At 34.0% G+C, this 17824-nt stretch carries 22 protein-coding genes; all 22 read left to right on the forward strand.

The genetic code is table 11. The features are described 5' to 3' along the window. Nucleotides 1–182 precede the first annotated feature (182 nt). The 22 genes from rpmA to fabD all read left to right on the forward strand — a co-directional run bounded on the left by rpmA (nt 183) and on the right by fabD (nt 17781). On the forward strand, nt 183–440 hold the full coding sequence (gene rpmA, locus M0Q24_RS09885) for a 50S ribosomal protein L27 (RefSeq protein ID WP_295050236.1): 258 nt from the start codon (nt 183–185) through the stop codon (nt 438–440). A 181-nt stretch (nt 441–621) separates the two neighbouring features. Then, nucleotides 622–1722, forward strand: a complete 1101-nt coding sequence (gene obgE / locus M0Q24_RS09890) for a GTPase ObgE (protein WP_295050238.1) — start codon at nt 622–624, stop codon at nt 1720–1722. A gap of 2 nt (nt 1723–1724) precedes the next feature. Further along, nucleotides 1725–2492 carry a glutamate 5-kinase gene (gene proB, locus M0Q24_RS09895; RefSeq protein WP_295050240.1) on the forward strand — a complete coding sequence of 256 codons (768 nt, stop codon included), beginning with the start codon at nt 1725–1727 and terminating at the stop codon, nt 2490–2492. Then, on the forward strand, nt 2492–3400 hold the full coding sequence (gene fmt / locus M0Q24_RS09900) for a methionyl-tRNA formyltransferase (protein ID WP_295050242.1): 909 nt from the start codon (nt 2492–2494) through the stop codon (nt 3398–3400). The genes proB and fmt overlap by 1 nt, the downstream gene beginning before the upstream one ends. Beyond that, on the forward strand, nt 3381–4016 hold the full coding sequence (locus M0Q24_RS09905; protein ID WP_295050244.1) for a biotin--[acetyl-CoA-carboxylase] ligase: 636 nt from the start codon (nt 3381–3383) through the stop codon (nt 4014–4016). The genes fmt and M0Q24_RS09905 overlap by 20 nt, the downstream gene beginning before the upstream one ends. After that, nucleotides 4013–4795: an AAA family ATPase gene (locus M0Q24_RS09910; protein WP_295050245.1), complete on the forward strand. Its 783-nt coding sequence runs from the start codon at nt 4013–4015 to the stop codon at nt 4793–4795. The genes M0Q24_RS09905 and M0Q24_RS09910 overlap by 4 nt, the downstream gene beginning before the upstream one ends. Then, nucleotides 4795–5634: a ParB/RepB/Spo0J family partition protein gene (locus tag M0Q24_RS09915; RefSeq protein WP_295050247.1), complete on the forward strand. Its 840-nt coding sequence runs from the start codon at nt 4795–4797 to the stop codon at nt 5632–5634. The genes M0Q24_RS09910 and M0Q24_RS09915 overlap by 1 nt, the downstream gene beginning before the upstream one ends. Nucleotides 5635–5761: 127 nt before the next feature. Beyond that, nucleotides 5762–6184 (forward strand): FoF1 ATP synthase subunit B', encoded by a 423-nt coding sequence (locus tag M0Q24_RS09920; protein WP_295050249.1) that lies wholly within the window; start codon nt 5762–5764, stop codon nt 6182–6184. Nucleotides 6185–6193: 9 nt separating this feature from the next. Continuing rightward, a complete protein-coding gene (locus M0Q24_RS09925; RefSeq protein WP_295050251.1) occupies nt 6194–6709 on the forward strand; it encodes a F0F1 ATP synthase subunit B in 516 nt (171 codons plus the stop codon). Then, entirely contained in the window at nt 6710–7243 is a 534-nt protein-coding gene (locus M0Q24_RS09930; RefSeq protein ID WP_295050252.1) for a F0F1 ATP synthase subunit delta, read from the forward strand. Nucleotides 7244–7266: 23 nt separating this feature from the next. Beyond that, nucleotides 7267–8784, forward strand: coding sequence for a F0F1 ATP synthase subunit alpha (gene atpA, locus M0Q24_RS09935; protein ID WP_295050254.1), 1518 nt, complete (start codon nt 7267–7269; stop codon nt 8782–8784). 10 nt (nt 8785–8794) lie between these two features. Next, entirely contained in the window at nt 8795–9682 is an 888-nt protein-coding gene (atpG, locus tag M0Q24_RS09940; RefSeq protein ID WP_295050256.1) for an ATP synthase F1 subunit gamma, read from the forward strand. 11 nt (nt 9683–9693) lie between these two features. Beyond that, the gene (gene atpD / locus M0Q24_RS09945; RefSeq protein WP_295050258.1) at nt 9694–11091 is read left to right on the forward strand and encodes a F0F1 ATP synthase subunit beta; all 1398 of its coding nucleotides are present in this window, start codon (nt 9694–9696) and stop codon (nt 11089–11091) included. A 22-nt stretch (nt 11092–11113) separates the two neighbouring features. Further along, complete coding sequence (gene atpC, locus M0Q24_RS09950; protein WP_295050260.1) at nt 11114–11506, forward strand: ATP synthase F1 subunit epsilon; 393 nt, start codon at nt 11114–11116, stop codon at nt 11504–11506. Nucleotides 11507–11509: 3 nt separating this feature from the next. After that, complete coding sequence (locus M0Q24_RS09955) at nt 11510–12079, forward strand: MotA/TolQ/ExbB proton channel family protein (RefSeq protein ID WP_295050261.1); 570 nt, start codon at nt 11510–11512, stop codon at nt 12077–12079. A 13-nt stretch (nt 12080–12092) separates the two neighbouring features. Next, complete coding sequence (locus M0Q24_RS09960; RefSeq protein WP_295050264.1) at nt 12093–12482, forward strand: biopolymer transporter ExbD; 390 nt, start codon at nt 12093–12095, stop codon at nt 12480–12482. Further along, the gene (locus tag M0Q24_RS09965) at nt 12475–13191 is read left to right on the forward strand and encodes a TonB C-terminal domain-containing protein (RefSeq protein WP_295050266.1); all 717 of its coding nucleotides are present in this window, start codon (nt 12475–12477) and stop codon (nt 13189–13191) included. The genes M0Q24_RS09960 and M0Q24_RS09965 overlap by 8 nt, the downstream gene beginning before the upstream one ends. After that, the gene (tolB, locus tag M0Q24_RS09970) at nt 13188–14444 is read left to right on the forward strand and encodes a Tol-Pal system protein TolB (RefSeq protein WP_295050268.1); all 1257 of its coding nucleotides are present in this window, start codon (nt 13188–13190) and stop codon (nt 14442–14444) included. The genes M0Q24_RS09965 and tolB overlap by 4 nt, the downstream gene beginning before the upstream one ends. 101 nt (nt 14445–14545) lie before the next feature. Continuing rightward, nucleotides 14546–15100, forward strand: coding sequence for a peptidoglycan-associated lipoprotein Pal (gene pal, locus M0Q24_RS09975; protein ID WP_295050270.1), 555 nt, complete (start codon nt 14546–14548; stop codon nt 15098–15100). 3 nt (nt 15101–15103) lie between these two features. Then, on the forward strand, nt 15104–16024 hold the full coding sequence (locus tag M0Q24_RS09980; RefSeq protein ID WP_295050272.1) for a tetratricopeptide repeat protein: 921 nt from the start codon (nt 15104–15106) through the stop codon (nt 16022–16024). A gap of 70 nt (nt 16025–16094) precedes the next feature. Beyond that, entirely contained in the window at nt 16095–16613 is a 519-nt protein-coding gene (locus tag M0Q24_RS09985; RefSeq protein ID WP_295050274.1) for a peptidylprolyl isomerase, read from the forward strand. A 229-nt stretch (nt 16614–16842) separates the two neighbouring features. Then, nucleotides 16843–17781: an ACP S-malonyltransferase gene (gene fabD, locus M0Q24_RS09990; RefSeq protein WP_295050275.1), complete on the forward strand. Its 939-nt coding sequence runs from the start codon at nt 16843–16845 to the stop codon at nt 17779–17781. Nucleotides 17782–17824 lie beyond the last annotated feature (43 nt).

The following is a 17824-nucleotide window of genomic DNA, read 5'->3' on the forward strand; positions in this document are numbered from 1 at the left end:
ACTTCACTCGTGTTCGTATCACGAAAATAGCAGCGTAACAACAAAAGCTAAAAAGCAACTAGTTGCGCGAGCTTTCTGCTGAAGAAAACTAAGCGTTAGCGTAGTAAAAGGGACTTTGTTCCTTTTGCGTAATAAAATATAATGGTTCCTTGAATTTAGGAACTAAATTTAAGGAGATAGAAATGGCACACAAAAAAGGTCAGGGAAGTACACAGAATAATCGTGACTCAGCTGGTAGAAGACTTGGTGTTAAGAAGTTTGGTGGAGAGGCTGTAGTAGCTGGAAACATCATTATTCGTCAAAGAGGAACTAAAGTTCATCCAGGTAAAAATGTTGGTATGGGAAAAGATCATACTATATTTGCACTAGTTGATGGTGTTGTAACTTTTCACAGAAAAGACAAAAAACGTCAACAAGTTTCAATCGTTACTGCTGCATAATTCCACAAATATTTGAGCTTCGGCTCAAATATCTTTACCCTCAGATTTTTTAGGTTTAACACCTAAATAAATAAAATATTTAACAATATACTCTTTATTTAATAGTTTGTTCTTAAGTATTTAAGTTTATAAAACTATCGATTTTTCATAATGTCGAGTTTATAATAACAAGGAGTTTACTTTGTTTACAGATAGCGTTGAGTTAAAAGTTAGTTCAGGAAAAGGCGGACAAGGATGTGTCGCTTTTCGTCGTGAGAAGTTTGTACTAAATGGTGGTCCAAACGGTGGCGATGGTGGAAAGGGTGGCGATATATGGTTTAAGTGTGATAACAACACTCACACACTTTCTCACTTTCAAAAAAAGATGCACATAAAAGCTGATGGTGGCAGACCTGGTGAGGGCTCTAGAATGAGTGGAAAATCAGGTCAGAAAAAAGTCATTATCGTGCCTCCTGGAACTCAAATAGTTGACGCTGAGAGTGGCGAAATCCTTCTTGATATGCTAGTAGACGGACAAGAGATTAAATTTTTAGAAGGTGGAAAAGGTGGACTTGGAAATATTCACTTTAAATCATCTACAAACCAAAGACCAACTTATGCACAACCAGGTGAAAAAGGCGAGACTAGAGAGATAAAGCTAGATCTTAAACTTATAGCAGATGTTGGACTTGTAGGCTTTCCAAATGTTGGAAAATCAACTCTTATCTCAACAGTATCAAATGCAAGACCTGAGATAGCTAACTATGAGTTTACAACGCTTACACCAAAACTAGGTCAAGTCGATATTGGAGATTTTGAGTCATTTGTAATGGCTGATATTCCTGGGATTATCGGTGGTGCTCATGAAGGTAAAGGGCTTGGAATTGAGTTTTTAAGACACATTGAGAGAACAAAGATCCTTTTATATATGATAGATCTAGCTTCATATAGAGATCTAAAAGAACAGATCGATACTCTAAAAGATGAGATCTCATCTTTTTCAAAAACATTGGGTGAAAATAAGTTCGCCATAGCACTAACACGTCAAGACGTAGTACCACCAGAAGATGTAGATAGTCTTGTAAATGGTTTTATAGAACTTATGGGAGTTGAGGCATCAAAAGAAAGTGAGTTTGATTTTGACGATAGTCTTCCTTATTTTATACAAAAAAGTGCAGATAAGACACTTGGATATGATAGTTCTAAACCTTACTTTATAGCTCCTATATCTTCGGCTACTTCAAAAAATATCTCAGCATTAAAACATGCGTTATTTAACTTAGTTCAAGTAGATAGAGACTGAAAATGAGACGAGTAGTTGTTAAAGTTGGTAGTGCTGTTTTAACGCAGGGTGACTCTATAGCAAAAGAGAGAATGAAAGCTTTAGTAGAATTTTTAGTAGAGCTAAAAAAAGAAAATGAAGTTTTATTAGTCTCTTCAGGTGCAGTTGCAGCTGGATATACAAAGGTTCAGCTAGATCGTACTATCTTAAAAAATAAACAGGCTCTAGCTTCCATTGGGCAACCAGTTTTGATGCACAAGTATGCTAAAGAGTTCCAAAAACACAATATTATCACTTCACAAATCTTAGTTACTGCTGCAAACCTTAACAAAGATGAAGAAACAAAAAAAATCAAAGATACAGTAGATACACTTCTAGGTAGTGGTGTTATTCCTATCATAAATGAAAATGATGCAACAGCTACAGAAGAGCTTGTAGTAGGAGATAACGATCAACTCTCAGCCTATATGACAAAACATACCAACAGTGACTTGTTAATAATTCTCTCAGATATAGATGCTTACTATGATGAAGATCCACATAAAAATCCAAATGCAAAAGTACAAAAAATTGTAAAAGAGATTGATGAGTGTGCACTAAGCAGAGAAGCTACTCCTCATGGAACATTTGCAACAGGTGGCATAGTTACAAAACTAAAAGCCGCATCTTATCTTCTAAAGCACAATATTGATATGTTCTTATCTAGTGGATTTGATCTAAGTGATGCTAAGAGTTATATGATCGATGGTAAACATATAGGCGGTACACTTTTTACTAAAGGAGAAGCATAATGCGTATAATATTTATGGGTACACCCTTTTATGCAAAAGCTATTTTAGATAAAATTATAGACACTCCAAATATGGAAGTTGTAGCAGTTTATACTCAACCAGACAAGCCCGTGGGGCGAAAAAAAGTTATGACTCCTCCAGTAGTAAAAACTTTAGCGCAGAGACACAATATAGAAGTTTATCAACCGCAAAGGTTAAGAGATCAAGAGGTGGTAGATGAACTTTTAGCTATTGAGTGTGACTTTATAGTTGTAGCTGCTTATGGTCAGATCTTGCCACTTGAAATCCTGCAACACGCTCCATGTATAAATCTTCACGCATCGATACTTCCACAATATAGAGGTGCAAGTCCAATCCAACAAACTCTACTTCACGGAGATAAAAAAACTGGCGTAACTGCAATGCTTATGGATGTTGGTCTTGATACTGGAAATATCTTAAAGATAGAAACCATAAATGTTGAAGATGACGAAATGGTTGAGTCTCTTTTTGACAGGCTTACAGAAGTTGCCTCAAAGCTAACCATTGATATTTTAAAAAACTTTGATTCAATTGAAGCTATAAAGCAAGAGGAAGCACAAGCTACGCATTGTAAAAAAATCACTAAAGAAGATGGAAAAGTTGAGTTTTTAGATGCACAAGAGATCTATGATAAATATCGTGCATTTACTCCTTGGCCAGGTGTCTATCTAAGTAATGGGTTAAAGTTTAAAAACATATCATTTGAAGAGAATAGTTCGACCAATAAAGAGGGCATCATCTTATCTATTGCAAAAGATAGCATAGTTGTAGGCTGTAGACGTGGAAGCATAAGAATTTTTAGCGTTCAACCCGCTTCAAAAAAAGAGATGGATATACTCTCTTACATAAACGGGCAAAGACTTTTCTGTGAAGATACTCTATCTTAAAGAGATTGACTCAACTCAAAGCTACTTAAAAAAGCTTATTAAAAGTAAAGAGATCAAAGCACCGTTTGCAGTACTAAGTGATGTTCAAAGTGCAGGAGTTGGAAGTAGAGATAACACTTGGAACTCACAAAAGGGGAATCTTTTTTTATCTTTTGCTATAGATCTAGATGAGTTACCACAAGATCTAAAACTTGAATCTGCATCTATTTATTTTTCTTATATTTTTAAAATTCTGCTTTTTGAAGAAGGATCTTGTGTTTGGATAAAGTGGCCAAATGACTTCTATATAGAGGATAAAAAGATTGGTGGTATGATTACAAATCTTGAGGGTAATACTCTTATTTGTGGACTTGGATTAAATTTACTAACAGCTCCAGAAGGATTTGCAAAGCTTGATATAAATGTAGATAAAAAAGAAGTACTAAAAAAATATTTCAAAAAAATAGAAGAAAAAATTTCATGGAAGCAAGTTTTTAGCAAATATGAGTTAGAATTTCCAAAGAACAAAAACTTTTTTACACATAATAAAAATATAAAAATTCCATTAGAAGATGTCGAGCTTCAAGAAGATGGTTCAATCATAAACAACGGTAAGAGGATATATAGTACAAGATGAGTGAAGTAATAGTAATTGCAAATCAAAAAGGCGGAGTTGGTAAAACAACTACTGCTGTTAACTTAGCTGCATCCCTTGCTGTGGCAGAAAAAAAAGTGCTTTTGATTGACTCAGACCCACAGGCTAACGCTACTACATCCCTAGGTTTCCATAGAAATGACTATGAGTTCAATATTTACCATGTACTTATTGGAACAAAAAAACTAAAAGATATCATCCTAAAGTCAGATCTACCAACTCTGCATTTAGCTCCATCAAACATAGGTCTTGTTGGAATTGAAAAAGAGTACTATGACAATGACAATAAAGATGGAAGAGAATTAGTTCTAAAAAGAGCTATTGCAAATGTTAGAAAAGATTATGACTATATTATTATAGATTCGCCTCCAGCACTGGGACCAATGACTATAAATGCACTTTGTGCATCTAACTCAGTTATTATTCCGATACAGTGTGAATTTTTTGCACTTGAAGGTTTAGCTCAACTTTTAAATACAGTTAAACTTGTAAGAAAGTCGATCAACCCAAAGCTTAGCATCAAAGGTTTTTTGCCAACTATGTTTAGTTCTCAAAACAATCTTTCAAAACAAGTTTTTGCAGATCTATCACAACACTTCAAGGGTAAGTTATTTAAAGATATAGAAGATCAGTATATTGTAGTACCAAGAAATGTAAAACTAGCAGAAGCTCCATCTTTTGGAAAACCAGCAATTCTATATGATGTAAAATCAATAGGCTCAATTGCTTATCAAAATCTAGCTCAAACGATAATAGCATAATGAAGTCTCAAAAACTCGGCCGTGGATTAGATGCACTTTTAGGTGAAATGGATGAAGCTTATGAAAATGAGGGATCTTCTAGAGATGCTGTTATTGAGCTGAGTGTTAAAGACATCAGACCAAATCCATATCAACCAAGAAAACACTTTGATGAGAGTTCACTTTTAGAACTGGGTGAATCTATAAAGCATGATGGACTTCTTCAGCCCATAGTTGTAACTCAAGATTTTGATGGATATGTTCTTATTGCTGGTGAGAGAAGACTTCGTGCATCAAAACTTGTAAAGCTTAAGACTATCCGTGCGATCCTTTTAAACTCAGATAAGCAAAAAATGCGTCAGTTTGCTTTGATAGAAAACATCCAAAGAGATGAACTAAATGCAGTTGAATTGGCTGAAGCTTATAGTGAACTACTCAAGATGTATGATGTTACACAAGAAGAACTTGCAAACAAGATACACAAGAGTAGAACTCATATAACAAACACTATTAGATTACTGCAACTATCTGAGAAGACTCAGAAAGCTTTGATTGAAAAAAAAATTACTGCTGGTCATGCTAAGGTTATAATAGGATTAGATGAAAAAGAGCAACAACTTATTGTAAACTCAATCATTGGACAAAAACTAAGTGTTAGAGAAGTTGAATCTATCATAAAAGATATGAAAGATGAAAAAAAACCAGCTTCTATCAAGAGTCAAAGTAATAAATATGATTTTAGTGATATAAAAGATAGATTTGACTCTTTAGGACTTAAAGTAAAAACTTCAAATAATAAACTAACTATAGAGTTTGACAATGAGAGTCAAGTTAACGATTTTTTAAAATATATCTCATAAAAGCCTCATAATCATGTAAAAATTTTACAAAGTTTGTAAAATTTACAAAATTCTTTTAAATTTTTTTTTAGTTTAACTATCCTTTCAATTTTCTAATAGTATAATCACGCAACTTTTAGGAGGTGCTATGTTAGATATAAATCCGATACTACTTTTAGCTACATTTGTTGTATTTCTTTCACTAATCGCCGTTCTTAATAGTTGGCTATATAATCCATTATTTAGTTTTATGAATAAAAGAGATGATGACATCAAAAAAGATTTGCAAAAAGTTGGCAATAATGATGATGAAATCAACGAACTTAATTCAAAAGCTGAATCAATAATTACAAATGCCAAACTAGAAGCTGCGGCCCTAAGAGAGAAAGTTATACAAGATGCTAAAGAGTTAGCAGAGAGTAAGATAGAAGCAAAACGAGCTGAATTAGCTAGCCAGTATTTAGAGTTTGAGCAATTACTTGCGCAAACTAAAGAACAATTAACTAAAGATATAATGTCTCAGGTTCCATTGTTTAAAGAAGCTGTTAAAGCTAAATTTAGTCAAATATAAGGATGTGGTGTGAGTAGAATTTTACTTTTAATTATGATGATATCAACTTATGCATTAGCATCTAGTGGTGCAGAAGGTGGGGGGACTGATATCGTTCAAAGAACAGTAAATTTTTTGCTATTTTTTGGGCTTATTTGGTACCTTGTAGCCGAACCTGCTAAAAATTACTTTGCTGCTAGAAGCCAAGGTATAGCTGATGAGTTGCAAAAGGTACAAGATAAGTTAAACGAATCTGTAAATCTTAAAAAAGAGGCACTCACTAAAATTTCTGAAGCTGAAAAGTTTGCAGAAGGATTAGTTACTGCTTCAAAAAAAGAAAACAAGGTTTTAAATGACAACATTATGCTTCAGTGTGAATCAGATTTAGTAAATATAGCTAAACAAAGTGCATCATTGATGGAGTTTGAACAAAGAAGAATGGTTCGAGGTGTTGTTGAGAGTGTGCTAAATGAAGTGCTAAGTCAAAGTAGTGAGAGTTTCGACAAAGAAGCTATGGCTAATGTTATCTTAAAGAAGGTGGCATAGATGGAAGAATTGATAGCAAAAAGATATATAAAAGCTTTTAAAGAGGGACTTGATTCTGAGTCAATGCAAAATGCAACTTTACTTTTTGATACTCTAGCGAAGTCTTTTGAAGATGCTAAGTTTATTGAAATTATAAATAGTTCAAATGTAAGTAAAGAGCAAAAACTAGATATTCTTTTAGCGAGTGTAAAGCCTGCTAATTCTAGTGCTATTGACTCTTTGATTAAGTTGTTGGTTGAGAAGAAGCGTATAGAAATTATTCCAGCCATAGCTGAATCAATGAGAAAAGATACAGCCCATACAAATAAAACTTACAAAGGTCGTGTTTATAGTGATAGCGATTTAGATGCAAAAGTCATAAAAGATTTAAGCAGTGGTTTAAGTAAAAAGTTTGATTCGAACATTTCATTAGATTTTGTTAAAGATAACTTTAATGGTATCAAAGTGGATGTTGAAGATTTAGGGATAGAGATTAACTTCTCTAAAACAAGAATCAACGATCAAATTATACAACATATAATAAAAGCAATTTAACTTTCAACGAGAGGAGAAAAATAGTGGTAGCAAAAATACAAGCTGATGAAATCAGCTCAATAATAAAAGAGCGTATCGATAACTTTGAACTAAGTGTTGATATAAATGAGACAGGTAAGATTGTCTCTTATGCTGATGGTGTTGCGCAAGTTTACGGACTTAACAACGTTATGGCTGGAGAGATGGTAGAGTTTGAAGAGGGGACTAGAGGTTTAGTTATGAACCTTCAAGAGAGTAGCGTAGGTATTGTTATTCTTGGTCTTGGAGTAAACTTAAAAGAAGGCATGAGTGTTAAAAGACTTGGTAAGCTTCTTAAAGTTCCAGTAGGAGATGCTCTTTTAGGTCGTGTTGTTAATGCACTAGGTGAGCCAATAGATGGTAAAGGTCCAATTGAGACAACAGAAATTCGTTTTGTTGAAGAAAAAGCACCTGGAATTATGGATAGAAAATCTGTTCATGAGCCATTAGCTACTGGTATTAAAGCTATTGATGCACTAGTTCCAATTGGTCGTGGTCAACGTGAGCTTATCATTGGTGACAGACAAACTGGTAAAACAACAGTCGCACTAGATGCTATCATTAACCAAAAAGGTAATGGTGTTTCTTGTGTATATGTTGCGATTGGTCAAAAAGAATCAACTGTAGCTCAGATAGTTCGTCGTCTAGAAGAGCATGGTGCTATGGAATATACTATAATCGTATCTGCTACTGCATCTGAAGCTGCTGCACTTCAATTTTTAGCTCCATATACTGGTGTTACTATGGGTGAATACTTTCGTGATAACGCTAGACATGGTCTAATCGTATATGATGATTTAAGTAAGCATGCAGTTGCATACCGTGAAATGTCACTTATTCTTCGTCGTCCTCCAGGTCGTGAAGCTTATCCTGGTGATGTTTTTTATATCCACTCTCGCCTTTTAGAGAGAGCTGCTAAAGTTTCAGATGAAAAAGGTGCTGGTTCACTTACTGCACTTCCAATTATTGAAACACAAGCTGGGGATGTTGCGGCATATATTCCAACAAATGTTATCTCTATTACAGATGGTCAAATCTTTTTGGAGACTGAGCTATTTAACTCTGGTGTTCGTCCAGCTATCAACGTTGGTCTATCTGTTTCTCGTGTTGGTGGTGCTGCTCAGATCAAAGCTACTAAGCAAGTTGCTGGTACTCTGCGTCTTGACCTTGCACAATATCGTGAGCTTCAAGCATTTGCACAGTTTGCATCTGATCTTGATGAGACTTCTCGTAACCAACTTGAGCGTGGTCAAAGAATGGTAGAGGTTCTAAAACAGGGACCTTTTTCTCCACTTTCAGCTGAGAAACAAGTTGCTATCATTTTTGCTGGTAACGAAGGATTCTTAGATGATTTTGATCCATCAAATGTTGTTCGTTTTGAAGCTGAGTTATATCCATTTATTGAGGCTAGTTATCCTCAAATTTTTGAGAGTATCAGAAGCACTTTAAAAGTAGATGATGATACAAAAGCACTACTAATCAAAGCACTTGAAGAATTCAAATCTACTTTTGTAGTAGCATAAGGAAAACTTTATGGCAAACTTGAAAGATATTCAAAGACAGATAAAGAGTGTTACTAACACTCAAAAGACAACTCGTGCGATGAAACTTGTATCTACTGCAAAACTTCGTCGTGCTGAGGAGCTTGCAAAACGCTCTCGTCTTTACGCTGCAAAAATGAATCAGGTTATTGCCGAAATAGCTGGACGCATTAAATGCAATAGAATCGGAGGAATTGAAAATCGATGTTTTACAGAGATTGAAAATCCTAAAATTGTTGATATTGTCTTTGTAACTGCTGATAAAGGTTTATGTGGTGGTTTTAATATTCAAACTATTAAAGCTGTTAAAAAACTAATAGCAGAGTATAAAGAGAAAAATGTAAAAGTGCGTCTTCGCGGAATCGGTAAAAAAGGTATTGAGTTTTTTAAATACAATGAAGTTGAACTTTTTGATGAAGTTGCAAATTTAAGCTCAAAACCTGACAAAGTAAGATCTGATGAATTCATTATGAGTTCTATTGAAGATTATAAAGATGGCAAAATTGACGGTCTTCGTATTGTTTATAATGGATACAAAAATATGATAACTCAAGAGTTACATATTAGCAATATACTACCTGTTGATACTACAGATTTTGAGTGTGATGAAATAAGAGACTCAATGTTAGAAGTTGAAGCTCAAGATGAAGAGCATATGTTGGATTCTTTAGTTAATAGATATGTAAAATATGCAATGTATTATGCACTTATAGATTCAGTTGCGGCTGAGCACAGTTCTAGAATGCAAGCAATGGATACAGCAACTAACAATGCTAAAGATATGGTTAAGTCACTAAATGTAAAATATAATAAAGCTAGACAAGCAGCTATTACTACAGAACTTATAGAGATTATAAGTGGTGTGGAGTCTATGAAATAATGGAGAAAAATATGATTGGTAAAATAAGCCAGGTTATGGGCCCAGTTGTTGATGTTGATTTTAATGGTTATCTTCCTATAATTAACGAAGCAATTGAAGTTCAAATAGATTTAGAAGGTACTAAAAGACGTTTAGTACTTGAAGTTGCGGCTCACTTAGGTGATGGTCGCGTTAGAACAATTGCAATGGATATGAGTGAAGGTTTAATTCGTGGAATGGAAGCTACTGCTACAGGTTCACCTATTAAAGTTCCAGTTGGAGAGAAAGTACTAGGTCGTATTTTTAATGTTATTGGTGAGACTATTGATGGTGGTGAGCAAGTTAGTGATGCTCCTACTTGGTCTATACACCGTGAGCCTCCAGCTCTAGTTGATCAGTCAACTACTACAGAGATGTTTGAAACAGGTATCAAAGTTGTTGACCTCTTAGCACCATATTCAAAAGGTGGTAAAGTTGGACTATTTGGTGGTGCTGGTGTCGGTAAAACAGTTATTATTATGGAACTTATTCACAACGTTGCTATGGGTCATGATGGTCTATCTGTGTTTGCTGGTGTTGGTGAGAGAACTCGTGAAGGAAATGACCTTTACCATGAGATGAAAGACTCCAATGTATTAGATAAAGTTGCACTGTGCTATGGTCAAATGAGTGAGCCTCCTGGAGCACGTAACCGTATCGCTCTTACTGGTCTTACTATGGCTGAGTATTTTAGAGATGAACAAAATCTTGATGTTTTAATGTTTATTGATAATATCTTCCGTTTTGCACAATCAGGTTCTGAGATGTCTGCACTTCTTGGCCGTATCCCATCAGCTGTTGGTTATCAACCAACTCTAGCTCGTGAAATGGGTGCATTGCAAGATAGAATTACATCAACTAAAAATGGATCAATCACTTCAGTTCAAGCTGTTTATGTACCAGCAGATGACTTAACTGACCCTGCTCCAGCTTCTGTTTTTGCTCACTTAGATGCAACTACAGTTCTTAACCGTAAAATTGCTGAAAAAGGTATCTATCCTGCAGTTGATCCACTTGATTCGTCTTCAAGACTTCTAGATCCACAAATTGTAGGTGAAGAGCATTATAATGTAGCTCGTGGTGTTCAACAAACACTTCAAAAGTACAAAGACCTTCAAGATATTATTGCAATTCTTGGTATGGATGAACTTAGTGAAGATGATAAAAATGTTGTTGAGAGAGCTCGTAAAATTGAGAAATTTTTATCTCAACCATTCTTTGTTGCAGAAGTATTTACAGGTTCTCCTGGTAAATATGTATCATTAGAAGACACTATTAAAGGATTCAAAGGAATCTTAAATGGTGACTATGATGATATGTCAGAAAATGCATTCTATATGGTTGGTGGTATGGATGAGGCAATTGAAAAAGATGCAAAGCAAAAAAAATAACTCGCAATACTAAAGGATCGTAATGGATAAGTTAAAACTTGAAATCCTAACTCCTAATGGTGAAATCTTTAACGATGTCGTCGTTAGCGTAACTCTTCCAGGTGAAGAGGGAGAATTTGGTGTTTTACCACATCACGCATCTCTAACAACTTTGTTAGAGGCTGGTGTGATAGATATCGAAAAAGATGATAAAACAGTTGAATCAATCTTAATAAACTGGGGTGTAGTTCAGGTTGATGAAACCAAAGTTATTGTCTTGGTTGAAGGTGCTGTTGCTATTCGTGGTGATAGTGAAAGTGCTGTTGCTAATGCTCTAGAAGATGCTAAGCAACTTATCAATGATATTGCAGACTCAAATCCAGCAATAGCATCTGCTACAGCTAGAATAGAATCAGCAGCTAGAAGATTGTTATAGTATATGATTAATAATCTAATTGACTTTTATCTTAAAAGTCACCCAGTAACTTTAGGTGTATTGGCTCTTTTGTCAATATACTTTATAGTTTTAAACTGGGTATTTTTTTATCGCTACTTCTCTATAAATAACTGGCTTAAAATTGAAAGTAACTCACTAGAGTCACTTCTTATGGGAGCTTCATCTGTTAGTGACAGCTCATTTTTAAATAACTTTATAAAAACAAGATCAAATGTAAATAAAGAGATTTTAGATCTTGCACTCTTAGCAGCTACAAAAGAGGCTACAAAAGGTCTATCGCTTTTGTCTGTATTTGCATCTACTACTCCTTTTATAGGACTTTTTGGAACTGTAGTATCTATACTTGATACTTTTACCCATATAGGTCAAAGTAGTGGAAGTATGTCTATCATCTCAAGTGGTGTTTCAGATGCCCTAATAGCAACTGCAGCCGGTATCTTTGTTGCTATATTTGCATATACTTACCATCAGATCTTAAAAAGAAGTTCATTTGAACTTGTTGGATTTATTCAGATGCAAAGTGAAGCTATCTTAGCTAGAAAAAATAACTAGAGAGCTAAAGTTTATGTATGATTTTGAAGACAAACCTGAACTAAACATTACTCCACTTGTGGATGTAATGTTAGTTTTATTAGCCATTTTAATGGTTATCGCTCCAAACATTGTATATGAAGAGAGTATCAAGCTTCCACAAGGCTCTTTGAGCAAACAACTATCTGAAATCCCACCTGTTCACATCTCAATAGATAAAGAGCAAAATGTTAAAATAAATAAAGACAATTATCAACTTCATGAATTTATGGATAATTTCTTTCTTTATTCTAAAAAATTAGATTTAAAAGCTACTGTACTTATAAGTGCAGATAAAACTTTGGACTATGGTGTTGTTATGTCAGTCTTAGCTGCTGTAAAACAAGCAGGTTTTTCTGAGGTTTCATTAGCTACAAATGGATAGTAACAACACTTACTTTTACACTAGTGGTCTTATATCATTGTCACTTTTTACTTTCTTTTTGCTATTGATCATTCAAACCCTTTTTTCAAACTCTAAAATTGATGCATTTGCATTAAAAAAAGATAATTATATATCTATATCCCTAGAAACACCAAAGGTGCAAAAAAGTACAAAAACGATACCTCAAAAACAGGAAGAACAAGTAACTCCAGTTGAGTCAAAAGAGATAAATATTGATGAACTGTTTAGTGATGTTTGGACTAAAGATGTTAAAAAAATAAAACCAAAAGAAGAGAAAATTGATAATAAAAGACTTCAAGAGATTGCTAAAAAGTCTAAAATAATTGATAAAGATACAACAGGTAAAAGTTCTCAAAAAGTTTTAGCTAATGATATGGTGAAAAATAGTGAAGATTCGCAAAAAGACTCAAGTGCTGATGCGGTTAATGAATATTTTGCTAAAATTCAGGCTTTAGTATACCAGAACTTTTTCCCACCTTCAAATACTCAAGGACATAGTGTCAAAGCGGTCATTGAGTTGAGCTCTATTGGAAAAGTTATTGATTTTAGAATCTTAACTTACTCTGCTAATGGTGCGTTAAATGAAGAGAGTGATAAGATTAAAAACAGACTTTTATGGGTTTTATTTCCTATAAACCCGCAAAATAAATCTGGTACTTATACTATAGTTTTAAAAGCTAAGGAGTGATTTTGAGAATATTGTTGATTTTTTTATTTGTGTTTGGTATCTCGTATGCAGGAGATGCTACTATAGAGGTTATAAAAAAAGTAGAATCTCTACCTAGCATAGCAGTTGAAGACTCATCTATAAGCTATGACAACACATTTAAAGATAGTTTTTTTAAAACCATTATCGCTGATTTGAATGTTTTATCTCTCTTTAATGTAGATAGACATCACCGTAAAACTCATTTTAATGATACGAGTGTGATGGTTGAAAACAAAGATATGGACTATGTGTTGAGATATAAGATGTTTCAAGATGATGTTGGTGCTCTAAATATTGAGTTAAAACTTATAAATAAAGAAAAAATTGTTTTAACAAAGCAGTACAAGATCAATAGAAAAAATGTTTTTATGTTTGTGGCTCACACTATCGCTTACGATATAAATGAGTTTATGCAAGCTCCATCAGTTGAATGGATGAAGCGAAGAGTGATTTTCTCAAGGGTAGTAGCTCCGCAAAAAACAGAAATAGTTATTTCAGACTATACTCTAGCATATCAACATACTGTAATAAAAGGTGGGTTTAATATTTTTCCAAAATGGGCAAATAAAAATCAAGATGCATTTTATTATACATCATTAGATAGTAAAAAACCAACGCTAAAGCATGTAAATATAAAAACAGGTAAGAGTAAATCTATAATTTCTTCAGACGGAATGATGGTGTGTTCAGATGTTAGTAGAGATTCAAATAGATTGCTGTTAACTATGGCACCCGATGGTCAGCCTGATGTATATCTTTACGATGTAGCTTCAGCTCAAAGTAAAAAGCTTACTAACTATGGTGGTATAGATGTAAATGGTCAGTTTTTAGATGATGAGACCATAGTATTTGTCTCAGGCAGATTAGGTTATCCAAATATTTTTTCTAAAAAGATAGGAAGTCGTAGTGTAGAACAGATGGTCTATTATGGTAAAAGCAACTCAGCATCAAGTACTTTCGGAGATTATATAGTTTACAAATCAAGAGAGAGCTCAAATGCTTTTTCTGCAAATACGTTTAATTTGCATCTAATTTCTACTAAAACAGATTTTATAAGAAGGCTTACTGCTACAGGTGTAAACGAGTTTCCTAAATTTTCTATAGATGGTGATGCGATACTTTTTATTAAAAACTATAAATCACAAAGCTCTATTGGGATCATAAGACTCAATCATAATAAAAATTATCTATTTCCACTTAAATATGGAAGACTACAAGCGATGGATTGGTAACAACATTTATAGAGCAAATTAGCAATTTTTAGCTCTATATACTAGTTTATTACTTTTTTTTTGGTACAATCATAGTAATTTTAAATCAAGGGTATATAAATATGAAAAAAATCATAATCTCAAGTGTTGCAATGGCACTTTTAGTTTTTAGTGGGTGTGCTGATAAAGAACCAGTAGTTGATGAGAAGGTCCAAGAAGTTGTAGTAGCTCAAGAAGTTGAAACTGTAAAAACAGAAGTTGTTTCTGCAGAAGATTCATCTATTGATGAAAATGCAATGTCAAGCTCAGATTCAAATGAGATGAATATGGCAAACTTAGAGAGAGATCTTTCAACTGTATATTTTGACTTTGATAAGTTTAATATCCGTGCTGATATGCAAGATAAAGTTACAAGCAGTGCAGCTGTAGCAAAAGATGCTGCTAGTGCTTTTACTATTAAACTTGAAGGTAATTGTGATGAGTGGGGAAGTGATGAATATAACTTCGCACTAGGACTAAAAAGAGCATCTAGTGTTAAAAAAGCACTTATCTCTGAAGGTGTTAGTGATAGCCGTATCACAATGGTAAGTTATGGTGAGAGTAATCCAGTTTGTACTGATAAAACTCAAGAGTGCTGGTCAAAAAATCGTCGTGTTGACTTCAAACTTCTTCCATAATCAATGAAAAGCATCTATTTAGCTGCAATCTTTGCAGCTATCGTGCCTCTAAAATTACTGAGTTCTGAGCCCTCTGCTTTTGGTGCTGGTAATTTAGATAATCCCCAACCTTACGGCTTATCACAAAGCGAAAAAGTTATTCTCCAAACAAAAGATAAATTAAACAAAGTTGTTGTAAAAAGTAACAATCAAGCTAATGAAGTTGAATCTTTAAGAGAAAGGATTGATGGTCTTCAAACTATTATCGAAGGACTTACTAGAAAAGCTCAAGAAAACAAACTAAGCTTACAAGAGTTGGAGACAAAAAGCAATCAAGAGTTAGAAAATGCTAGCGAATACGAAAAGAGACTTAGTGATGTCTCTCAAACGAATGCATTAGAAATTCAAGAGATAAAACAAACTCTGGATAAAGCAAATGTTTTGCTTGAAGCTATAGAATCTTCATATGTTACTAAAGAAGAATATAATACTTTAGTAGGAGATTTTAACAAATTTAAAGAGTTAGTATCAAAAGAGTTAAATAAAAATGTAGAAAAAAAGAGTTCTAAGTTTGATAAAATCTCAAATGCAGAGATAGAGAAGTTAGCAAAAGAGAACTATGATAAAAAGCATTATACAAAGAGTATAGAATATTATACTCATCTCATAGACAATAACTATAGACCTGCAAGAGCTCACTATATGATAGGTGAAATGAATTACTATAGAAAAAACTATGCAGAAGCAATCGCATACTTTAAAAAGAGTGCATCACTCTACTCTAAAGCTGATTATATGCCTACACTTATGCTTCACACTGCTATTTCGATGCAAGAGACCTCTGATGAAAAAAATGCAAAATCCTTTTACAAAGGCGTAATATCAAAATATCCAGACTCCAAAGAAGCTAGTATAGCAAAAACTAATCTTAGTAAGATGAAGTAGTTAAAACGCAGATTTGGTAATATTGTTTAACTTATGTTAAAATCCAAAAAAATTTAAAAAAGGCTTATTTATGGCAATAGAAACAAATCAAATAGTATCATTAGAATATGAAGTTCGTGATGGTGAAACAGTAGTAGACTCAAACCTTGGTGCTGCACCATTAGTTTTTATGTTTGGTAAAGGTCAAATTATCCCAGGATTAGAAGCTGGAATACAAAATATGGCTATAGGCGAAAAAGGTGATGTATTAGTAAAAGCTGAAGATGCTTATGGAGTTCACAATCCTGATGCTAAACAAGAAGTTCCTAAAGACCAATTTGCTGGAATAGAACTTGAAGTAGGAATGACTCTTTATGGTCAAGGTGAAGATGGCGGAACTGTTCAAGTAGTAGTTCAAGAGATTGGAACTGAGAGCGTTATTATAGACTTTAATCATCCTTTAGCTGGTAAAGATCTAATGTTTAGCGTAACTATCAACAATGTTAGAGATGCATCTGCTGAAGAAGCAATGTCTGGAATCCCTGCTGAGAACAAGCAAGAAGATGGTTGTTGTGGAAGTGGCGGAGATACTGGTTGTGGTTGTGATTAATATACATATTTAGTATTTAAGACAAACATTTAAACTACAATACATTAAAAATACTTAGCATTAACTCTCTAATCTTTAGAGAGGCTAGTGTTAGTAAGAGCCCTCTCTAATTATAATTTTCTTAGTACTCACACAGCACAAACATTCAATCATGATGGAATTTTTCAATAATTTTTTGAAGATATAAACAACTTAGCTATAATTTCAATATTAAATAAAAGGTGATTTTATGAGTAACATAGCAATGATATTTGCAGGACAAGGTAGCCAAGCAGTTGGCATGGGTAGAGACTTCTATGAGAACTCAGATCTAGCTAGAGAGATGTTTGAAAAAGCTTCACAGAGAGTTGGTGTTGACTTTAAAGAACTCATATTTGAGGAGAATGAAAAACTCAACCAAACGGCTTACACCCAACCTGCTATTCTTTTAGTACAGATGATAGCTTTCAGACTTTTTAAAGATGCATGCCCTGATGTTAAAGCGACTCTATTTTTAGGTCACTCATTAGGAGAGTTCTCAGCTCTTTGTGCAAGTGGAGCTATAGACTATGTAGATGCTGTAGAACTTGTGCATAACCGTGGTGCATATATGCAAAAAGCTTGTCAAACAATAGAAGCTGGAATGATGGCAATAGTAGGACTTGATGATGCAAGTGTTGAGTCAATTTGTACAGATGCACAAAAAGAGGGTAAAAAAGTATGGCCTGCAAATTACAATCAAGATGGACAACTCGTTGTTGCTGGTATGAAAGCAGATCTAGTCTCACTTGAGCAGACTTTTAAAGATGCAGGTGCAAAGAGAGCACTACTTTTAAACATGTCTGTAGCGTCACATTGTGAGATCTTAGCATCTGCGCAAGAACCACTAAAGACAATGATGAATAGTATGATAAAGGAAAGCTTTGAGGCTCCTGTAATCTCTAATGTTACAACAAAGGCGTATAGCACGAAATCAGATGCTGTCTCTTTACTAAGCGAACAACTTGTAAAACCTGTAAAATATAAGCAATCAATCTTGGCTATATCTAATGATGTTGATTTGGCTATAGAGTTTGGAAATGGCTCAACTCTAAAGGGATTAAACAGAAGAATAGCAAAAGATCTTACAACTTTAAATATCTCTGATATGACGAGTTTAAAGAGTGTAGTAGAAGAGATCTGTAAATAACTATAGAATCTAATTAATAATCGAGTGCTCTGAACAATTATTA

Origin of the sequence: Sulfurimonas sp., from assembly GCF_023228785.1 — a bacterium.
Taxonomy (GTDB): domain Bacteria; phylum Campylobacterota; class Campylobacteria; order Campylobacterales; family Sulfurimonadaceae; genus Sulfurimonas.